The sequence below is a fragment of the Streptomyces chartreusis genome, assembly GCF_008704715.1.
In the GTDB taxonomy this organism is placed as follows: Bacteria; Actinomycetota; Actinomycetes; order Streptomycetales; family Streptomycetaceae; genus Streptomyces; species Streptomyces chartreusis.
The window spans coordinates 662,822-680,321 of the sequence record NZ_CP023689.1; the positions used below are offsets into that span (position 1 = coordinate 662,822).

Annotated in this window: 16 protein-coding genes; 10 read left to right on the forward strand and 6 right to left on the reverse strand. The window is 71.4% G+C overall.

Annotated elements, in window-relative coordinates:
- The first annotated feature begins 26 nt into the window (after positions 1–26).
- Positions 27–776: a sulfite exporter TauE/SafE family protein gene (locus CP983_RS02740; RefSeq protein WP_150498382.1), complete on the forward strand. Its 750-nt coding sequence runs from the start codon at positions 27–29 to the stop codon at positions 774–776.
- Between the two features lie 18 nt (positions 777–794).
- Here CP983_RS02740 and CP983_RS02745 read toward each other — a convergent pair whose 3' ends face one another.
- Complete coding sequence (locus CP983_RS02745; protein WP_107911123.1) at positions 795–1,082, reverse strand: metal-sensitive transcriptional regulator; 288 nt, start codon at positions 1,080–1,082, stop codon at positions 795–797.
- A 62-nt stretch (positions 1,083–1,144) separates the two neighbouring features.
- Here CP983_RS02745 and CP983_RS02750 point away from each other — a divergent pair, with 62 nt between their 5' ends.
- Positions 1,145–1,723 (forward strand): rhodanese-like domain-containing protein, encoded by a 579-nt coding sequence (locus tag CP983_RS02750; RefSeq protein WP_150498383.1) that lies wholly within the window; start codon positions 1,145–1,147, stop codon positions 1,721–1,723.
- A 99-nt stretch (positions 1,724–1,822) separates the two neighbouring features.
- A complete protein-coding gene (locus tag CP983_RS02755) occupies positions 1,823–3,577 on the forward strand; it encodes an ABC transporter ATP-binding protein (RefSeq protein WP_150498384.1) in 1,755 nt (584 codons plus the stop codon).
- Between the two features lie 18 nt (positions 3,578–3,595).
- Here the strand turns inward: CP983_RS02755 and CP983_RS02760 are convergent, their stop codons facing one another.
- Entirely contained in the window at positions 3,596–4,432 is an 837-nt protein-coding gene (locus CP983_RS02760) for a (2Fe-2S)-binding protein (RefSeq protein WP_150498385.1), read from the reverse strand.
- A gap of 341 nt (positions 4,433–4,773) precedes the next feature.
- On the opposite strand from CP983_RS02760, the gene CP983_RS02765 reads away from it, so the two are divergent.
- The 4 genes from CP983_RS02765 to CP983_RS02780 all read left to right on the forward strand — a co-directional run bounded on the left by CP983_RS02765 (position 4,774) and on the right by CP983_RS02780 (position 10,716).
- Entirely contained in the window at positions 4,774–5,949 is a 1,176-nt protein-coding gene (locus CP983_RS02765) for an ATP-grasp domain-containing protein (RefSeq protein ID WP_150498386.1), read from the forward strand.
- Complete coding sequence (locus CP983_RS02770) at positions 5,946–7,625, forward strand: IucA/IucC family protein (protein ID WP_150498387.1); 1,680 nt, start codon at positions 5,946–5,948, stop codon at positions 7,623–7,625. Before CP983_RS02765 ends, CP983_RS02770 begins: the two co-directional genes overlap by 4 nt.
- 140 nt (positions 7,626–7,765) lie before the next feature.
- Positions 7,766–9,514: an IucA/IucC family protein gene (locus CP983_RS02775; RefSeq protein ID WP_150506351.1), complete on the forward strand. Its 1,749-nt coding sequence runs from the start codon at positions 7,766–7,768 to the stop codon at positions 9,512–9,514.
- Positions 9,511–10,716: a type III PLP-dependent enzyme gene (locus CP983_RS02780; protein ID WP_150498388.1), complete on the forward strand. Its 1,206-nt coding sequence runs from the start codon at positions 9,511–9,513 to the stop codon at positions 10,714–10,716. The genes CP983_RS02775 and CP983_RS02780 overlap by 4 nt, the downstream gene beginning before the upstream one ends.
- 78 nt (positions 10,717–10,794) lie before the next feature.
- Here CP983_RS02780 and CP983_RS02785 read toward each other — a convergent pair whose 3' ends face one another.
- The gene (locus CP983_RS02785; RefSeq protein WP_030959550.1) at positions 10,795–11,100 is read right to left on the reverse strand and encodes a hypothetical protein; all 306 of its coding nucleotides are present in this window, start codon (positions 11,098–11,100) and stop codon (positions 10,795–10,797) included.
- 170 nt (positions 11,101–11,270) lie between these two features.
- On the opposite strand from CP983_RS02785, the gene CP983_RS02790 reads away from it, so the two are divergent.
- A complete protein-coding gene (locus tag CP983_RS02790; RefSeq protein WP_150498389.1) occupies positions 11,271–11,636 on the forward strand; it encodes a nuclear transport factor 2 family protein in 366 nt (121 codons plus the stop codon).
- 189 nt (positions 11,637–11,825) lie between these two features.
- On the opposite strand, the gene CP983_RS02795 is transcribed toward CP983_RS02790, so the two are convergent.
- Both CP983_RS02795 and CP983_RS02800 read right to left on the reverse strand, forming a co-directional pair.
- Entirely contained in the window at positions 11,826–12,815 is a 990-nt protein-coding gene (locus tag CP983_RS02795) for a CU044_5270 family protein (RefSeq protein WP_150498390.1), read from the reverse strand.
- Complete coding sequence (locus CP983_RS02800; RefSeq protein ID WP_125523921.1) at positions 12,808–13,341, reverse strand: RNA polymerase sigma factor; 534 nt, start codon at positions 13,339–13,341, stop codon at positions 12,808–12,810. Before CP983_RS02800 ends, CP983_RS02795 begins: the two co-directional genes overlap by 8 nt.
- A gap of 105 nt (positions 13,342–13,446) precedes the next feature.
- On the opposite strand from CP983_RS02800, the gene ctaD reads away from it, so the two are divergent.
- On the forward strand, positions 13,447–15,066 hold the full coding sequence (gene ctaD / locus CP983_RS02805) for an aa3-type cytochrome oxidase subunit I (RefSeq protein WP_150498391.1): 1,620 nt from the start codon (positions 13,447–13,449) through the stop codon (positions 15,064–15,066).
- Positions 15,063–15,416, forward strand: coding sequence for a hypothetical protein (locus tag CP983_RS02810; RefSeq protein WP_150498392.1), 354 nt, complete (start codon positions 15,063–15,065; stop codon positions 15,414–15,416). The genes ctaD and CP983_RS02810 overlap by 4 nt, the downstream gene beginning before the upstream one ends.
- A gap of 7 nt (positions 15,417–15,423) precedes the next feature.
- On the opposite strand, the gene CP983_RS02815 is transcribed toward CP983_RS02810, so the two are convergent.
- Positions 15,424–17,388 (reverse strand): RICIN domain-containing protein, encoded by a 1,965-nt coding sequence (locus CP983_RS02815; protein WP_150498393.1) that lies wholly within the window; start codon positions 17,386–17,388, stop codon positions 15,424–15,426.
- Between the last annotated feature and the right edge of the window lie 112 nt (positions 17,389–17,500).

Sequence of the window (17,500 nt, forward strand, 5' to 3'; positions counted from 1 at the left end):
ATCGCGCCCGCCCCCGGAGCGACCTCGTGACCACCCTGCTCCTCGGGCTCCTCGCCGGTGGCGCGACCGGGCTCGCGCTCGGGGCGCTGGGCGGGGGCGGCAGCGTGCTGGCGGTGCCGGCGCTGATCTATCTGCTCGACTTCAGTCCGGCCGCCGCGGCCACCGCGAGCCTGCTCGTGGTCGGCGTCACCTCCGCCACCGCGCTCGGCGCGCACGCCCGTGCGGGCACCGTGCGCTGGCGGGGCGGGGCGCTGTTCGCGGCGGCAGGGCTGGTCCCGGCGGCGATCGGCGGCGCGGTGTCCGGGTGGCTGCCCTCCTGGCTGCTCACAGGCGCCTTCGCGGTGATCGCCGCGCTGGCCGCGGTGCGCATGCTGCGGCCGTCGGCGTCCGTACGGGACGAGGACGTGCCGGTGCGCTCCTGGCAGGTCGTCCGGGCCGGGGCGGGCCTCGGCGCGGTGACCGGTGTGCTGGGGGTGGGCGGCGGCTTCCTCGCCGTACCGGCCCTCGTGAACGTCGTCGGGCTGCGGATGCGGGCCGCCGTGGGGACCAGCCTGCTGGTGATCACCGTCAACTCGCTGGTCGCCCTGGTGGCGCGGGCCGGCACGGACGCGCGCATCGACTGGGCCGCCGTGGCACCGTTCGCGGCGGCCGCCGTACTCGGCGCATGGGACGGCAAACGCCTCGCCGGGAAGGTCTCCGGCGACCGGCTGAGGCAGTTGTTCGCCTGGGCCCTGCTGGCGGTGGCCGCCCTCATGCTGGTGGACGCCGTCGTATGACCCGAGTACGGACCGTGGCTACGCCAGGGACAGGAAGAGCTTCTCCAGACGGGCCTTCATCTGCTCCGTCGTCTCGCCGTTGGCGCGCCCCTTCTCGGTGTCGGTGAGGCACTGCTGCAACCCGGTCGCGATGATCGCGAAGCCGGCCCGGTCGAGGGCGCGGGAAGCGGCGGCGAGCTGGGTGACCACGTCCTCGCAGTCACGGCCCTCCTCGATCATCTTGATCACTCCGGAGATCTGCCCCTGTGCCCGGCGCAGCCGGTTGAGCACCGACTTGAGGTCATCGCCCTCGAACTGAAGCTCCACGATCACTCCTCTACATACCCTTGGGGGTATTTTACCCCTCCTCTGAAAGGATCTCACTCCACATGACCTCTCCCCTCGACCCGCGCACCCTCGACGTCGACGCCGCCCGCACCCGGCTGCCCGGAATGACCGTCATCGACGTCCGCACCCCCGGCGAGTACGCCGCCGGACATCTGCCCGGCGCGCTGAACGTCCCCCTGGACCAGCTCGACCGCGCCCTGCCCGCGCTGCGCCGGCACTACGGCGAACTCCTGGTCGTCTGCGCCTCCGGAGCCCGCTCCGAGAACGCCTGCCGGCTCCTCGCCGAGCACGGCATCGCGGCCATGACCCTGACGGGCGGCACCCAGGGCTGGGCGGAGCGCGGGCACGAGCTCGACCGTCCCGCGTCCGGTGCGCGCCGCACGTGGTCCATGGAGCGGCAGGTGCGGTTCACCGCGGGCTCGGTCGTCCTGGTCGGCCTCGCGCTCGGCCTGCTGCACCCGGCCTGGCAGTTGCTGTCCGCCGGTATCGCGGGCGGCCTGGTCTTCTCGGCGCTCACCAACACCTGCGGGATGGCCGCGATGCTCTCGAAGCTGCCCCACAACCGCCCCCGCCCCGCCGACCTGGACGCGACCCTGGCCGCCCTGGCACAGCGCGGATAGACATACACCGCATGCGGCCCCCACCTCCGGGAAACCCGCGGGCCTCGCGGGAGGGAGCCGACGTAGCCTGAATGCTCCGTACGACTCCGGAGGAGCCCCGTGAGCATCGCCGACGCCCAACCCACCCCGCCCACTTGGCGGCTGCTCCTGGTCTATGTACGTCCGCACCGGTGGGCCCTGCTGGCGGGCGCGCTGCTCTCACTGGTCACCGGCGCGACCGGGCTGCTCCTGCCGCTGGTCGCCCGGGAGCTGATCGACGACCTGTCGCACGACCGGACCATAACCGGGACGCTGCTGATCATGTCGGCGCTGGTGGTGGCCAACGCGGCGCTGGGCGGGCTGGGTTCGTACGTGCTGCGGCGCACCGCCGAGTCGGTGGTGCTCGGCGCACGGCGTGCCCTGTCGTCGTATCTGCTGCGGCTGCGCATCACCGCCGTGGACCGCAGCGAACCGGGCGATCTGATGGCCCGCGTCACCTCGGACACCACCCTGCTGCGCGAGGTCACGACCGACTCGCTGGTGGGCCTCGGCACGGGCGGGCTCACGCTCGTGGCCACGGTCGTGATGATGGGCCTGGTGGATCCGGTGCTCCTCGCGGTCACGCTCGCCGTGATCCTGGGCGCCGGCACGGTCCTCGGGGTGATCGTGCCGCGCATCAACCAGGCCAGCCGGCAGGCGCAGGACGCGGTCGGAGTGATGGGCGCCTCGCTGGAGCGGATCCTCGGCGCGCTGCGCACGGTGAAGGCGTCCGGCGCCGAGCACCGCGAGGAGCGCACGCTGCACGAGGCCGCCGAGGAGTCCTGGCGGCAGAGCGTGCGGGCCGCCAAGTGGGCGGCAGCGGCGGGCAACACGGCCGGACTCGCGATGCAGATCGCCTTCATCACGGTGCTCGCGGTCGGCGGGGCGCGGGTGGCGACCGGCGCCATCGACATCGGCACGCTGGTCGCGTTCCTGCTGTACGTCTTCTATCTGATGTCGCCGATCCAGGAGGTCGTCGGCGCGATCACCCAGTACCAGACGGGTTCCGCCGCGCTCGCCCGGATCCAGGAGGCGCTGCGGCTGCCCGCCGAACCGGCCGCCCTGCCCGCGCCGTTGCCCTCCGCCGGGGCCCAGCCCGCCACGCTGGCCTTCGAGGACGTGCGCTTCCGGTACGCCGAGGATCTGCCGTACGTCCATCACGGGGTGACGTTCGACGTGCCCGCGCAGGGCATGACGGCGTTCGTCGGCCCGTCCGGTGCGGGCAAGACCACGGTGTTCTCGCTCATCGAGAGGTTCTACGACCCCGAGGACGGGACCATCACGCTCGACGGGCGGGAGCTGGCGGACTGGGAGCTGGTGCAGCTGCGTTCGGCCATCGGGTACGTCGAGCAGGACGCCCCGGTCCTGTCGGGCTCCCTGCGCGCCAACCTGCTGCTCGGCAATCCGGACGCGGACGAGGACGCCCTGACGCGGGTGCTGAAGACGACCCGGCTGGACGGCCTGGTCTCACGGCTGCCCGACGGTCTGGAGACGCTCGTCGGGCATCGCGGCACCAAGCTGTCGGGCGGCGAACGCCAGCGCGTGGCCATCGCCCGCGCCCTGCTGCGCCGGCCGCGGCTGCTGCTCCTCGACGAGGCCACCTCGCAGCTGGACGCGGTGAACGAGGCGGCACTGCGGGACACGGTCGCCGACGTCGCCCGTACGACCACCGTCCTCGTCGTCGCGCACCGGCTGTCGACGGTGACGATGGCCGACCGGATCGTGGTCATGGACGCGGGCCGGGTGCGCGCGGTGGGCACACATCGCGAACTCGTGGCCGCGGACCCGCTCTACGCGGAGCTGGCGGCGACGCAGTTCCTGGCGACGGCCGAATAGGGCTGCCGACAGCCCGTTTCAGCCTTCGAGGCGACGCAGCCGTTCCGCGTCGCAGGTGCGGGGGCAGGTGGCGCAGGCCTCGTCGGGCCGGATCGCGTAGTACATGCAGCATCCGGCGCGGGTGCGGGTGGGGTGGCGGCGGCCGTCGGCCGTCGTCAGGTGCCGGAAGTCGGCGCCGCCCGGGTACGGGGCCACCGCGGACGGCAGCAGTCGGCCGGCCGCCCGCACGGCCTCGTCCTCGCGGCCCAGCACCCGGCCGAGGTACCAGATGCCGGAGACCAGGTCGTCGGAGACCATGCCCCACAGGGCGCGGGAGCCGCGCCGAGCGACGGGGCCGATCGCGTCAAGCAGGGGCGCCATGTGATCGGCGACCGCGGCACGCAACTCCGCTCGCAGGGCCTCCTCATGAGGGACCGTCAGCACACCGGGCAGGGCCGCCGCCGGATCGTCGGCGAGACAGGCGAGGTCACTTCCGGGCGCCACGGTGAACTCGGCCGTGGCGAGGTCCAGCCGCAGATCCTCGGGCCGGATCCGCGGCACCCGGCGTTCGAGGTACCAGGCGCCGCTCATCAGGAGCGAGACCGACCAGACGTAGTCGTGCAGGGCGCGCGAGGCGGCGACATGGCGACGCGCGACCACCCCGTGACGGTCCTGGATTCGGGCCGTCTCGGCGGCCACGAAGGCGTCGAGCGCGGCTCCGTCCTTCACCAGTTCCGCCGCCGACACGCCGGCTCCGGCGTCGGCCGCTCCGGGTTCGGCGACCCGCACGGACAGCACTTCGCACAGGCCGGTGAGCCGCGCGTAGACGTCACCGAGCGTATGCGCGACGGCGGTGGTCATCGGGGCCAGGGACATCGTTGCTCCCCTGCGTGTTCATCAAGCCAGATAGGTAAGGCTTACCTTACACTTGCGATCAAGCAAGAGAACGCCAGGTGGGCCACTCGCGGGCGAGTCGATCGACTCGAACACCCCAGTGATCGCACGGCATTTGAGAGATAAAGGAAGGCTACCCTAAGCTCACCGTTTGTGACCGCGACCCGACGTGGCGCACCGATCGGTGTGCCCTTCCGTGCCCTCTGGTACGTCCCGCTCTTCCTCCGGCGCCGGCCGCGAACCCGATGACGGTTCCCGGCAGGAACCCTCTCCGGGCGCGGCCCGCGACCCCTCACCCGCTCAGCGGAAGTCAGTTCATCTCCATGCGTCTGTACCTGCTCGCCCTCAATCCGACCGACGCCGTCTCCGAGGGCTTCCTGCCCGCCGCGGCACGGCTCGGCCTGGACGTCACCGTCCTCACCGACCAGCCCGCGGCCCACCGCCGCGCCCACCCGGACATCGAGGTCCTGGAGTGCGACGTGCGTGACTTCCGGGCCGTGATCAGCCGTGTCTCCACCCATCACCGGCCCGACGCCGTCTTCACCAACAGCGACCATCTCCAGACCCAGGCCGCCCTGGCCGCCGACTACTTCGGCCTGCCCGGCAAGGACTGGCGGGCCGCTCTGCGCTGCAAGGACAAGGCGGAGATGCGCCGCCGGCTCGCCGCGGCCGGCGTGGACACCGTGTGGTCGACCGAGCTGACCGAACCGGTCGCGCCCGGCGACGCGCCGTACCCGTGTGTACTCAAGCCGCGCGAGGGCGTGGCCAGCGAGGACGTCGTCCTCGTCGACGGCCCGGAGGAACTCGTGGCGCACGCCAAGGAGATCCTGGAGCGCCGCCCGGGTGCCGCCCTGCTCGTCGAGGAGTACCTCCCCGGCGACCTGTTCACCCTGGAGACCCTCGGCGACGGGCGCGTCCGCCATGTCCTGGGCGGCTTCCGCACCGACCTGTCGCCACCGCCGTACTTCATCGAGGAGCGCCTCACCTACGTCCCCGCCCACCCCGGGCCGGTCGTCGCGCAGGTCTTGGAGCAACTGGACGCGCTGGGCGTCGGGTTCGGGGCGTGCCACACCGAGTTCGTGGTGCGCGCGGGGCGGGCGCGGATCATCGAGGTCAACTACCGCGCGATCGGCGACCAGTGCGACCTGCTGCTGGCGCGGCTGCTGGAGATCCCGCTCTTCGAGCACATCCTGCGCACCCACCTGGGCGAGCCCCTGCCGGCCGACCTCGGCGCCCGCCGGGACGGCGCCGCCCGCCTGGACTACCCGTGTGCCGATCGCGCGGGAACCCTCGTCGACGCTCCCGCGGCCGCGGAACTGGACGTGGAGGGCATGCATCTGACGTACCGTCCGCTGCGTGCGGTCGGCGAGCGGCACGAGCTGTACCGCACCAACCGCGACTACCTCGGCGTCCTGCGCGCAACCGGCATCGACCAGCCGGCGGTGGACCGGGCGGTGGCGGAGTTCCTGGCCGGGCGGCGCTGGGAGATCCAGTCATGACCGCGCCGACCACCACCACGGACACCTGCGAGGCGGAGCTGCTCACCCGCGTCCTCGGCGCCCTCCTGCGCGAGGATGTGGTCGGGCTGCGCAGCCGGGGCACAACGGTGCGGCGCCCCGACGGCGACTGGGTGCGCCTGCCCGTGCCGGACGACGCACTGCTGCTGCCCGTCACCGAGGACGGCTTCCAGGGCGTGTACGCCGCCCGGTTGCCGCTGCTCGTGCGCGAGTCGGACGGCGCCGAACTGTCGTCGTGCGAGAGCGTGCTCCGCGCTCTGCGTGCCCTCGCCGAACCGGAGGACCGGGCGGGCTTCGACGCCTTCGCCGAGGAGTGCCGCCAGACGCTGGTGACGATGCGGCTGCACGCGGAGACGCGGGACGAGGTCATGCGGCGGCTGACCTTCGGGACGGGCCTCGCGGGCAGCCTGGCGTACGACACGCTCGCCGCCCGGCTCGACCATCCCGTCTATCCGGCGGCCCGCGGTCGCTCGGGGCTGGACGAGGAGCAACTGCGGGCATACGCACCGGAGTTCCAACCGTCGTTTCGGCTGCGCTGGATCGCCGTACCGCGAGACGCCGTCTCCTTCTCAGGCACGCTGCCGGAGTTCTGGCCCACGCCCGAGGCACTCGGGCTCACGAATCCGAGCGGCGGCCACGTCATGCTGCCCGTGCATCCGCTGACCGTCGACGCCCTGCGCGCGGCCGGCCTGCCGGACGGGGCGGTGCTCGCCGAGCAGACCCACCTGGCGGTCGTACCGACGCTGTCCATGCGGACGGTGGCCACGGTCGTCGATCCGTCCCTGCATCTCAAACTGCCCCTCGCCACCGCCACGTTGGGGCTGCGCAACAAGCGGACCGTCAAGCCGGGGACGCTCGTCGACGGTGCCGTCGGGCAGCGGCTGATGGAGGCGGTGATCGACCGTGAGCCACGGTTCCGGGGCGTGATCCTGCACGCCGACGAGACGACGTACGCCCATGCCGGGCACGAGCTTCTCGCGGTGCTGTGCCGCCGCTACCCGGCCGGCCTCGACGATGCCGTGGTCGTGCCGATGGCGGCGCTCCTCGCGCAAGCCCCCGACGGGCGACCGGTACTGGACCACCTCGCCGACCGCTTCCACGGCGGCCACCCCCTCGCGCTGCTCGATTCGGTGCTCACCCTGCTGTTCGACTGGCAGACCACGCTGTTCGGCCACGGCATCGCCCTGGAGTCGCACCAGCAGAACATCTCCCTGGTGCTGACGTCCGACGGTCTGCGGCTGCTGTTCAAGGACAACGACGGTCCGCGCGTCAACACCGAGCGGCTGCACGCCGCGCTCCCCGGCCCGTGGGCCTTCGACGACGCCCGGATCCTCGGCACGGACGACGGGCCGGTCGCCGACTTGTTCACGACGATCACCGTGCATCTGTGCGCGGGTGCATACGCCTTCGGACTTCCCCGGCACCGCCGTGCGCTCCTCGATCTCGTACGGAACCGGCTGACGGAGTCCGTCGACCGGCTCGGCGGCGACCCGGCGGACGTCCTGCGCGCACGGGTCCTGCACGCGCCGGAGCTGCCGGTCAAGGCGATGGTGACGGCCGGGACCCTGCTCTCGAAGGAGCGGTCGGGCGCGGCCGACATCAACAAGCACTACACCAGCGGGCCCAACTATCTGCTGCGGAACGGGGGGTCGCCATGAGCGTCGGACCCCGCCGTTTCCCCTCCAAGGCCGGCGCGGTCGCGGGCACCGCCCGCTTCGGGCCGGCCGCACCCGTGCTGACCGGCGGTCACGGCCGGCCCCTTGTCCATCTCGCACCTGCGCACCCGCTGGAGCCGCTGATGCCCTCCCTGACCGACACGCTCCCCGAGCAGGGCACCGCCCCGGTCACCTCCGCCGAACTGCCGGCCGCCGACGAGGTCGTGGCCCACACCCTCCTCAACTGTCTGCTGCGCGAGGTCTCCGGCCCCGAGCGCCAGAGCGTCGTCATCGACGGCCGTCTGCTGCTGCGACTGCCACGCCGGGGCGTGGTGCTGCGCGTCGCCCTGCGCCGGACGTCCCTGCTCGGTGCGCACCGGTTCTCCGGGCCGGTGAGCGAGCAGCGGGGCGGCGTCTGGACGGAGGTGGACTGGCGCGGGCTGGCCGAGTACACGCACGACGAGCTGTGGCTGCGGACGGGTGTGCGCAATGAGGAGTTCCTGGAGCAGATCGCCTCCAGCCACGCGGCCGTCGCGACGGCGCTCACCGTCACGCGCCCGCCCCACGCCCCGCAGGACCGGCTCTCCGCCTATCTCGCCTCCGAGCAGTCCCTCGTCTTCGGCCATCGCTTCCACCCCACCCCGAAGGCCCGCACCGGCGACCCGCGCGCCTGGTCCGCGTACGCCCCCGAGGTGGGCGCGTCCTTCCCGCTGCGGCATCTCGCCGTGCGCAGAGGTCTGATCGCCGAGGAGTACACCGACCCCGCGTCCGTCGCGCCCCTGGACGCGCAGCGCCCGGACGTCCCCGACGGCTACCGGCTGCTGCCCGCGCACCCCTGGCAGTTCGAGACGCTGCGCGGGCATCCGCTGCTGCGGGCCGCCCTGGAGCGGGGCGACGTCCTAGACATGGGCTCCGGCGGCGCTCCGTTCGCCGCCACCGCCTCGGTGCGCACGCTGTACGACGGGGAGACGTTCCTGAAGTTCAGCCTGAATGTGCGCATCACCAACTGCCTGCGCAAGAACAGCAGTTACGAGCTGTCGGGTGCCGTCGCCCTGACCCGCGCCCTGGCCCCGGCGTTCACCGATCTCGCCGCGCGTTTCCCCGGCAGCGACATGCTCCGCGAGCCCGCCTACCGCACGCTCGCCCTGCCCGGCCCCGACGGCACACCGGACCGCGCGCTGCTGGAGGGCTTCGGTGTGATCGTCCGCGAGGGCCTGCGGGACCGGCTCGCCCCGGGCAGCACTCCCCTGCTCGCGGCGGCCGTCGCCGACGAGTACCCGACCGGCGGGGCGCACATCTCACGTCTTCTCGCCGGGGCCGACGAGCGGGCGGCCCTCGACTGGTGGTCGGCGTATCTCGGCCTCCTCGTCCCGCCGGTCCTGTCCGCCTACTTCGACCACGGCATCGTCCTGGAACCGCACCTGCAGAACGTGCTGATCTGCGTCGACGGCGACGGCCGGCCCGCGCAGGTGCTCTTCCGCGACCTGGAGGGCACCAAGCTGGTCCCGGCCCACCACCGGGACACCCTCGACGCGCTGCCGCCCGAGGTCGCGGCCCCGTTGACGTACGACGCGCAGCGCGGCTGGGACCGGGTCGTCTACTGCCTGCTGGTCAACCATGTCGCCGAGCTGCTCGCCTCCCTCGCCGACCTGTACCCGCAGGCGGAGGCCGCACTGTGGGCCCGGGTGCGCGACACGCTCCGGGCGCATGCCGGGGCCCACGGCCGCCCGCCCCGGATGGCCGCTCTCCTCGCCGGGGTGCCACTGCCCGCCAAGGCCAACCTCCTCACCCGCTGGGAGCGCAAGGCCGACCGGGAGGCGGGCTACGTCCGGCTGCCGTCCCCGCTGGCCGAGAACATCCTCCGTGACACGACCGGGAGCGCCGCCCGATGACACAGCCCACCGCCGCGGTCCGCGACCGCGTCCTGTCCCTGCCCCCGACCGAACTACCCGCGTACGTCTACGACTTGGCAGCCTTGCGCGCGCACGCGGCCACCGTCCGGGACGCCCTGCCCGAGCGGGTCGAGCTGTACTACGCCGCCAAGGCGAACCCCGGGCCGGAGATCCTCGCCGCGCTCGGCCCGTTCGTGGACGGCTACGAGGTGGCCTCGGGCGGTGAACTCACCCATGTCGCCACGGCCGTTCCGGGGCGCCCGCTCGCCTTCGGCGGTCCGGGCAAGACACCGGACGAGATCACCGCCGCGCTGGAGCAGGGGGTCGAGCGCTTTCACGTGGAGAGCGAGCACGAGCTGCGGATGCTCGCCGGGCTGGCCCGCCGGGTCGCGCCGGGGCGAAGGGTGGCGGTCCTGCCGCGGGTCAACCTGCGGGTGGCCAACGGCTCACTGACGAACAGCTCGCTCGCCATGGGCGGTCGTCCCACTCCCTTCGGCATGGACCCGGCGCGGGCCGAGCCGGTGATCCGGCAGCTGGCCGACGGCGCGTTCCCGGAGCTCGAACTGCGGGGCATTCACGGCCACTTGGCGAGCGGGCTGGAGGCGGCGGAGCAGGTCGCGGTGGCCGGGACCGTCGTCTCGTGGGCGACGGACCTCGGGGTCCGGCTCGGTGAGGTGAACGTCGGCGGCGGCATGCACGTCGACTACGGCGCCCCCGAGCGCCGCTTCGACTGGGCCGCCTACGGCACCGGGCTCGCCCGGCTCATTGAGCGGCATCCGCGGCTGACCCTGCGCATCGAGCCGGGCCGGGCGCTGACGGCGTACTGCGGCTGGTACGCCACGGAGGTGCTGGACGTGAAACACAGCCATGGTGAGGAGTTCGCCGTGGTCCGGGGCGGCACGCACCATCTGCGGACCCCGGCGACCAAGGGTCACGACCAGCCCTGTTCCGTGCTGCCGGTCGACGCCTGGCCGCATCCCTGGCCGCGGCCGGCGGCCGAGGGCGAGCGGATCACACTGGCCGGGCAGCTGTGCACACCGAAGGACGTGCTCGCCCGCCGCGTGCCGGCGGCCGGGCTGCGGGCCGGGGACCGGGTGGCGTTCGCGCTGGCCGGGGCGTACGCGTGGAACATCTCCCACCACGACTTCCTGATGCACCCGAGGCCCAGCTTCCACTTCCTCGACGCCGACGCCACTGTGTAGACGCCTCGTCACTCTCGGTACACACGAAAGGGCCGCCCGGCGATCGGGCGGCCCTTCCTTGTGCGGGCGTGCGGCGCCTCAGACGTCGACGGCGGGCAGCATCCTGGTGACCGGGGTGTCGACCGGCCGGAACTGCTGCGGCCGCTGCGCCCGGTTCAGTTCCTTGAGCTGGTCGAGGCGGGTCAGCTGCTCGGAGGGCCGGGGCATCTTGGCCCTGCGGTCCGCGGGCACTCCGGTGGCCGCGAGGGAGTCGAGGGTGGTCACGGGGTTGAGCATGCCGGCGTTCGGGGGGTCCACCGGGGCCGCGTTCGCCAACGGAGCGGCGAGGCCGGTGAGGCCGGCCGCGAGACCAACGGCGGTGGCGATACGTCGTGTTGAGATCATGAAAAGACCAACGCCGTCGGTCCGCCGCCGGACACGGCCGGCCGGCGTCCCTCACCCGTCAGGCCCAGCGCACCGGCAGCGCTTGCCGAGCCCCGCGCCTCGGAGGACGCTCGGAGGTGAGGCCCTCGCGGTCGCTCCTAGTCATGCCGCGGGCCTCGGAGGAGGTCACCATGGGCACAACCGCAACTCCGTCGTTCGACACAGAGACACTTCGCCAGGCCGTGGAAGGCCAGAGCGCGGACACGCTTCTTTCCCTGTACACGGACGACGCGCAGATCCGCCTCGTGAACCGCAACGCGCAGCCGAGCCACCCGAAGGTGGTCAGCGGCCGCAACCAGATCGCCGAGATGCTCACCGACGTCTACAGCCGCGACATGACGCACAAGCTGGAGGGATGCGTGGTCCAGGGCGACCGCGCCGCCTACAGCGAGTCCTGCGAGTACGCGGACGGCGTGCGCGTGATGTCCGAGTCGATGATCACGTTGCGTGACGGCAAGATCTCCGAGCAGATCATCATCGAGGCATGGGACGAGTAGGCAGGACGTGGCCGAAGGTCCAGGTCTCGGCCCGGTTGACCTGGACCTTCAGGGCACGAGCGGCAGCGGGCCGGACGCGTCCCGCCCGGCCTCGGCGGGCCTGGCCGATCGCCGTGGCGGGCCGGTTGATGTCCGGCGCCCTGTCCCGCAGGGCGCTGCGGTCGGCCCGGCCCCGGCAGCTGCCCCCGGTCAGCGCATCCAGGCGCTGTACGTCATCACATCGCCGGCTTTCACGCCGAACGGGGGGTCGTCCCTGGTGAAGGTCTGCTCCAGTCCCAGGACGGAACCGTCGGCGGCGTCCATGATCAGCATCCGACGGTTGTCCTCACCGTCGTACACGTACGCCTGTCCGCGCCGGCCCAGGCGGTCCGTGACCTGACCGACGGGCCGTAGCCCCTCGGCGTCCGCCAGCAGGTCGGCCAGCGCGGCCGACTCGCGGGGGCCGAGGGTCCAGTTGTCCAGCAGGATCTTGGTGGCGTCGAGGAGTTCGGCGGTGGACAGCGGCTTCGTGTGGTCCGCCAGGAAGGCGCGCTCGGCCTCCTCCAGGTAGTCGTGCAGGGCAGCCGCGTCGTGCGGCGGCGGGGACGAGGGCGGGGCGTCGCTCCAACTCGGCGGGTAGGTCCGGTTGCTCAGGACATGGCCGTCGTCGACCAGGCGCGGTTTGCCGTCCTCGTCGGTGAGGACCGGCCGGCCGGGGTGGCGCGGGTCGGTCGCGACGACGAGCTCCGTGTGACTGTCGTCGGCGTTCCAGCGCACGATCGTCTCCTGCGGGAGGGTGATCGGTGGCTCCCGGTCGCTCATGGCCAGGCTCCATGACTGCACGTGCGTGCCCTTGCGCAGCGCGGGCGAGTCCGCCGACGCCGCCTGCCCGGCCCGCTCGGCCAGGAGCGCCATGGGCACGGGCGTGGAGTCGGCCCGCACGATCAGCGGGCGCGGTGCGGCGGCCGCGGGGGCGGTGGTCTGGCCGGTGAACAGCAGTGCCGACACCAGCGCGGCGACCACGGCCGAGGCTGCGAGTCCCCAGACCAGCCGGGTGCGGCGGCGAGGAGCGGGCGGGCGCTCGTGCAGCAGCCGGTCGAGGTGTCGTTCGGCGTTGTGGTCCAGCGGGCCGTCGCCGTGGTGCGGGCCGTCGACCGGTACGGGGTTGGCTCGGCGCAACAGTTCGAGTTCGTCAGCCATGGCTTCGTTCCTTGGGCACGGTCGTGGGGCTCACACGGTCGATCTCGGCTCTCAGCCGGCGGCGGGCGCGGTGCAGCCGCATCGAGGCGGCCCGGCTTCCGCAGCCGAGGGCGACGGCGAGTTCGTCGACACCGAGTTCCTCCCAGGCCGTCAGCCGCAGCACCTCCTGGTCGGCCGCCGACAGCCGGGCCAGCGCCTCGTGCACCCAGGCGCCGGGTGCCTCGGTGTCGGGGCTGTCCACGATGTGCCGGCCGTGCGCGGCGTCGTCGTTGCCCATCCGGTCGACCAGCCGCCGCCGGCGTCCGAAGCCGCGTACCGCGTTCGCCAGGCAGTTGCGTGCCACGCCGTACAGCCAGGGCAGCGGGACGGCCGGGAGGTCGGCCCGGCGGCGCCACGCCACGGTGAACACCTCCGCCACCACTTCCTCGACCTCACTCGTACGCCCGTCCAGTCGCCGCGCGACATAGCGGCTGACCGCCCAGTAGTGCTCGCGATAGGCAGCGGCGAAGGTCTCGTCGTTGCTCATGTTCGGTTCGTGTCCGGCACCCGCCGGATCGTCACACCCTCTTCCGTGATTCTCGTCGCGTCCGTCGAGTGTGACGTGCGGGTCGGGTGCGGACACAGGCGGGGCGTGAAGAGGATCAAAGACTTCAAGGCCGTCCAGTGGCTGACCACCACGGATCACAAGACCATCGGCACGCTCTACCTGGTCACGTCGTTCGCCTTTTTCTGCCTCGGTGGCGTGATGGCGCTGTTCATGCGCGCCGAACTCGCGCGGCCCGGTCTTCAGATCATGTCGAACGAGCAGTTCAACCAGGCGTTCACGATGCACGGCACGATCATGCTGCTGATGTTCGCGACGCCGCTGTTCGCCGGTTTCGCGAACTGGATCATGCCGCTCCAGATCGGTGCGCCGGACGTCGCCTTTCCCCGGCTGAACATGTTCGCCTACTGGCTCTACCTGTTCGGCTCCCTCATCGCGGTGGGCGGCTTTCTGACTCCTGAAGGCGCGGCCGACTTCGGCTGGTTCGCCTATTCGCCGCTTTCGGACGCCGTCCGCAGCCCGGGCATCGGTGCCGACCTGTGGATCATGGGTCTGGCCTTCTCCGGCTTCGGCACCATCCTCGGCTCGGTCAACTTCATCACCACGATCATCTGCATGCGTGCGCCGGGCATGACCATGTTCCGCATGCCGATCTTCGTGTGGAACGTGCTGCTGACCGCGGTGCTCGTGCTGCTCGCCTTCCCCGTCCTGGCGGCGGCGCTCTTCGCGCTGGAGGCGGACCGCAAGTTCGGCGCCCACGTCTTCGATGCCTCGAACGGAGGAGCGTTGCTGTGGCAACACCTCTTCTGGTTCTTCGGCCATCCAGAGGTGTACATCATCGCGTTGCCGTTCTTCGGCATCATCAGTGAGGTCATCCCGGTCTTCTCCCGCAAGCCGATGTTCGGCTACATGGGTCTGATCGCGGCGACCATCGCCATCGCGGGTCTGTCCGTGACCGTGTGGGCCCACCACATGTACGTCACCGGCGGCGTCCTACTGCCGTTCTTCTCCTTCATGACGTTCCTCATCGCCGTACCGACCGGCGTGAAGTTCTTCAACTGGATCGGAACGATGTGGAACGGTTCACTGAGTTTCGAGACGCCGATGCTCTGGGCCTTCGGATTCCTGGTTACGTTCGTGTTCGGCGGCCTCACCGGCGTCATGCTCGCCTCGCCGCCGCTGGACTTCCCGACCTCCGACACCTATTTCGTCGTCGCTCACTTCCATTACGTCATCTTCGGCACCGTCGTGTTCGCGATGTTCGCCGGATTCCACTTCTGGTGGCCGAAGTTCACGGGCAAGATGCTCGACGAGCGGCTCGGCAAGATGACCTTCTGGACACTGTTCGTCGGCTTCCACGGCACCTTCCTGGTCCAGCACTGGCTGGGCGTGAACGGCATGCAGCGCCGTATCCCGGACTATCTGGCGGTGGAAGGGCTGACCACGCTCAACTCGCTGTCGTCCGTGTTCTCGTTCGTCCTCGGGGCATCCCTGCTGCCGTTCTTCTACAACATCTGGAAGACCGCGAAATACGGCAAGAAGGTCGAAGTCGACGACCCGTGGGGCTACGGGCGCTCGCTGGAGTGGGCGACGTCCTGCCCGCCGCCGCGGCACAACTTCCGCGCCCTGCCGCGGATCCGGTCCGAATCCCCGGCGTTCGACCTGCATCACGCCCCGGAGCGGCAGAAGGAGCTGACCACTCTGTGAGCCTCACCGATAAGGACCTCACCGGAAAAGGCCTCACCGGCAAGTTCCTCAATGACATCGAGGGGCATCTGCTGCTCGCCGCGACCTGTGAGGAGGGCCGCACGGCCGCCACGCGGTTCAGTACCCCGCTGCACTGGCTGACGGACGCGCAGCGGGGCGAGGTGGAGCGTCGGTTCGAGGCGGAGTACCTCGCACTCGCCCGCGTCTCCTGGCAGCACACCGCGGAGCGTGCCGGGAGACTGCGGGACGAGTACGAGGCGACCTACCGCGACCTGCGACGCCGGCTGCTGGCGGCCTGGCTGCTGACGTGCGCCGTGGCCCTCGGCGTCCTGGTCGTGTGCCTCGCCTAGGCAGACGCTAGCTCACCGTCCACTTCTGGTTGTCCTGGCCGTTGCAGGTCCACAGCACCAGTTTCGTGCCGTTGGCCGCGGCCGCGCCGTACGCGTCGAGACAGAGCCCGGCGTTGACGTTGGTGAGAGTACCGTCGCTGTTCACGTTCCACTTCTGGTTGTTCTGGCCGTTGCAGTCCCAGATGACGACACGGGTGCCGTTGGTGGTGCCGAGGTTGTAGGCGTCGAGGCACTTGTTGCCGTAGACCACGAGTTCCTTGCGGGTGCTGTGGTACTGCCACACCTGGTTCTGGCCGGCGGTGCAGTCCCACAGCTGGGCGTCGGTGCCGTTGGCGATGGTGTTGTCGTCGATGTCCACGCAGCGGCCGGACCCGGTGCCGGTGATCAGGGTGCCGTTCCTGCCGGGCAGCGGCCGGACGGCGATGCCTTCGAGGGGCGGGGCGCCGGTGAAGGCGATCGTGTTGGCGTTGCCCTTGGCCAGGGAGACGTTGACGGAGATGTTGCCCGCGGTGGCCCCGGTCGGCGGGAAGGAGACCTTGGTCGGGGTCTGGCCGTTGACGGTGAGTGTGGCCGCGCGGGCCGTGGAGGTGTTGTTGGTGTAGGAGACCTCGACCGTCTTCAGTCCGGCGCTTCCCGCGACCACGCCGGAGAAACTCGACGTGCCGCTGTAGGTGCTCGCGGACTGTTCGGTACCGCCGGTGACGGTGAGCAGCACGGAACCGCCCGCGGGCACGCTCGTGGTGTGGCTCGTGCCGGTGGTGGCGACGTTCTGCCGGGCCCACAGGTCGCGGACGGTGGCGGAGGCGTTGGTCAGGCCGAGGTCGGACCAGCGCACGGTCATGTTCTGGGTGGTCGAGGTGCGGTTGAGCAGGACGACGGCGCGGTTGCCGCTGCCGGCGAGGACCTTGCCGTACACCTGGAGGCCGGTGGTGTCCTCGGCGACCTCGACGCCCTGGAGGCCGCGCGGGTCCTGGTCGACGGCGATGACCTCGGGGTTGGTGAGGATGCCCGTCGTCTCGGCGGTGAGGGTGGTGAGGTCGACTCCGGCGAGCAGCGGGGCGCCGGAGATCGCCCACAGGTTCATGTGGCTGCGGTTCTGGGCGGTGGTCAGGCCCGTCATGCCGACGACCATCATGTCGGGGTCGTTGTAGTAGCCGGTGTGCTGGGCCGTGGGGTGGATGTTGCGGTCGTAGGCGGTCAGGACGTTGCCGTACGACGGTGTGCCGCCGTGGAAGAAGATGTCCGTGTTCGTGCGCCACATCGGGCCCATGCCGGGGGCCCAGTTCCAGGGGTTGTCGTAGCCCCAGTTGCACAGGGAGAGCGCGAGCGGGCGGCCGGTGGTGGCGGTCGCGGAGGCCACGGCGTCGCTGATCGCCTGGTAGGTCGTCCTCGGGTCGAGGCCCTCGGCGTCGCCGCCGCACCAGTCGACCTTCACGAAGTCGAAGCCCCAGCGGGAGAACTGGAGCATGTCCTGCTGGTAGTGGCCCTCGCTGCCCGAGCCGGGTGCGGCCGGGCGGCCGGTGGGGAAGTAGTAGCCGCAGCCGTCCTTGCCGGCGTCGGTGTAGATGCCGGCCTTCAGGCCCTTGCTGTGGATGTAGTCGGCGATGGCCTTCATCCCGCCCGGCCACTCCGCCTCGTCGACGGTGATGTTGCCGGCGCCGTCACGGGTGCCCTGCCACCAGCCCTCGTCGATGTTGATGTACTCGTAGCCGGCCTCGGGCAGCCCCGCCGCCACGAACGCGTCGACCTGCCGCTTGATCACGTTGTAGTCGACCTTCGCGGCGAACGCGTTCCAGGAGGCCCAGCCCATGGGGGCGGCGGGCACCGGGATCTGCCTGGCCGTCGTCGCCGCCCGGGCCGGGGCGGGAGCGGCGAAGAGCAGCGCGGCCGTGGCGGCGAGCGCGAGCACCAGGACGCGGGTGACGGCGGATCTGAAGCGGCGGGTGAGGCCGGTGCTGAGTGGGGAGTACATGCGGCTCCTTGGCGCGGGAAGGCAGGGATGGGTAGGTTCGTAATTTCGAACGCAATTCGGAACATCGAACACGTGGCGCCGAAGTTAGAACCGCGCCAGGGGGCAAGTCAAC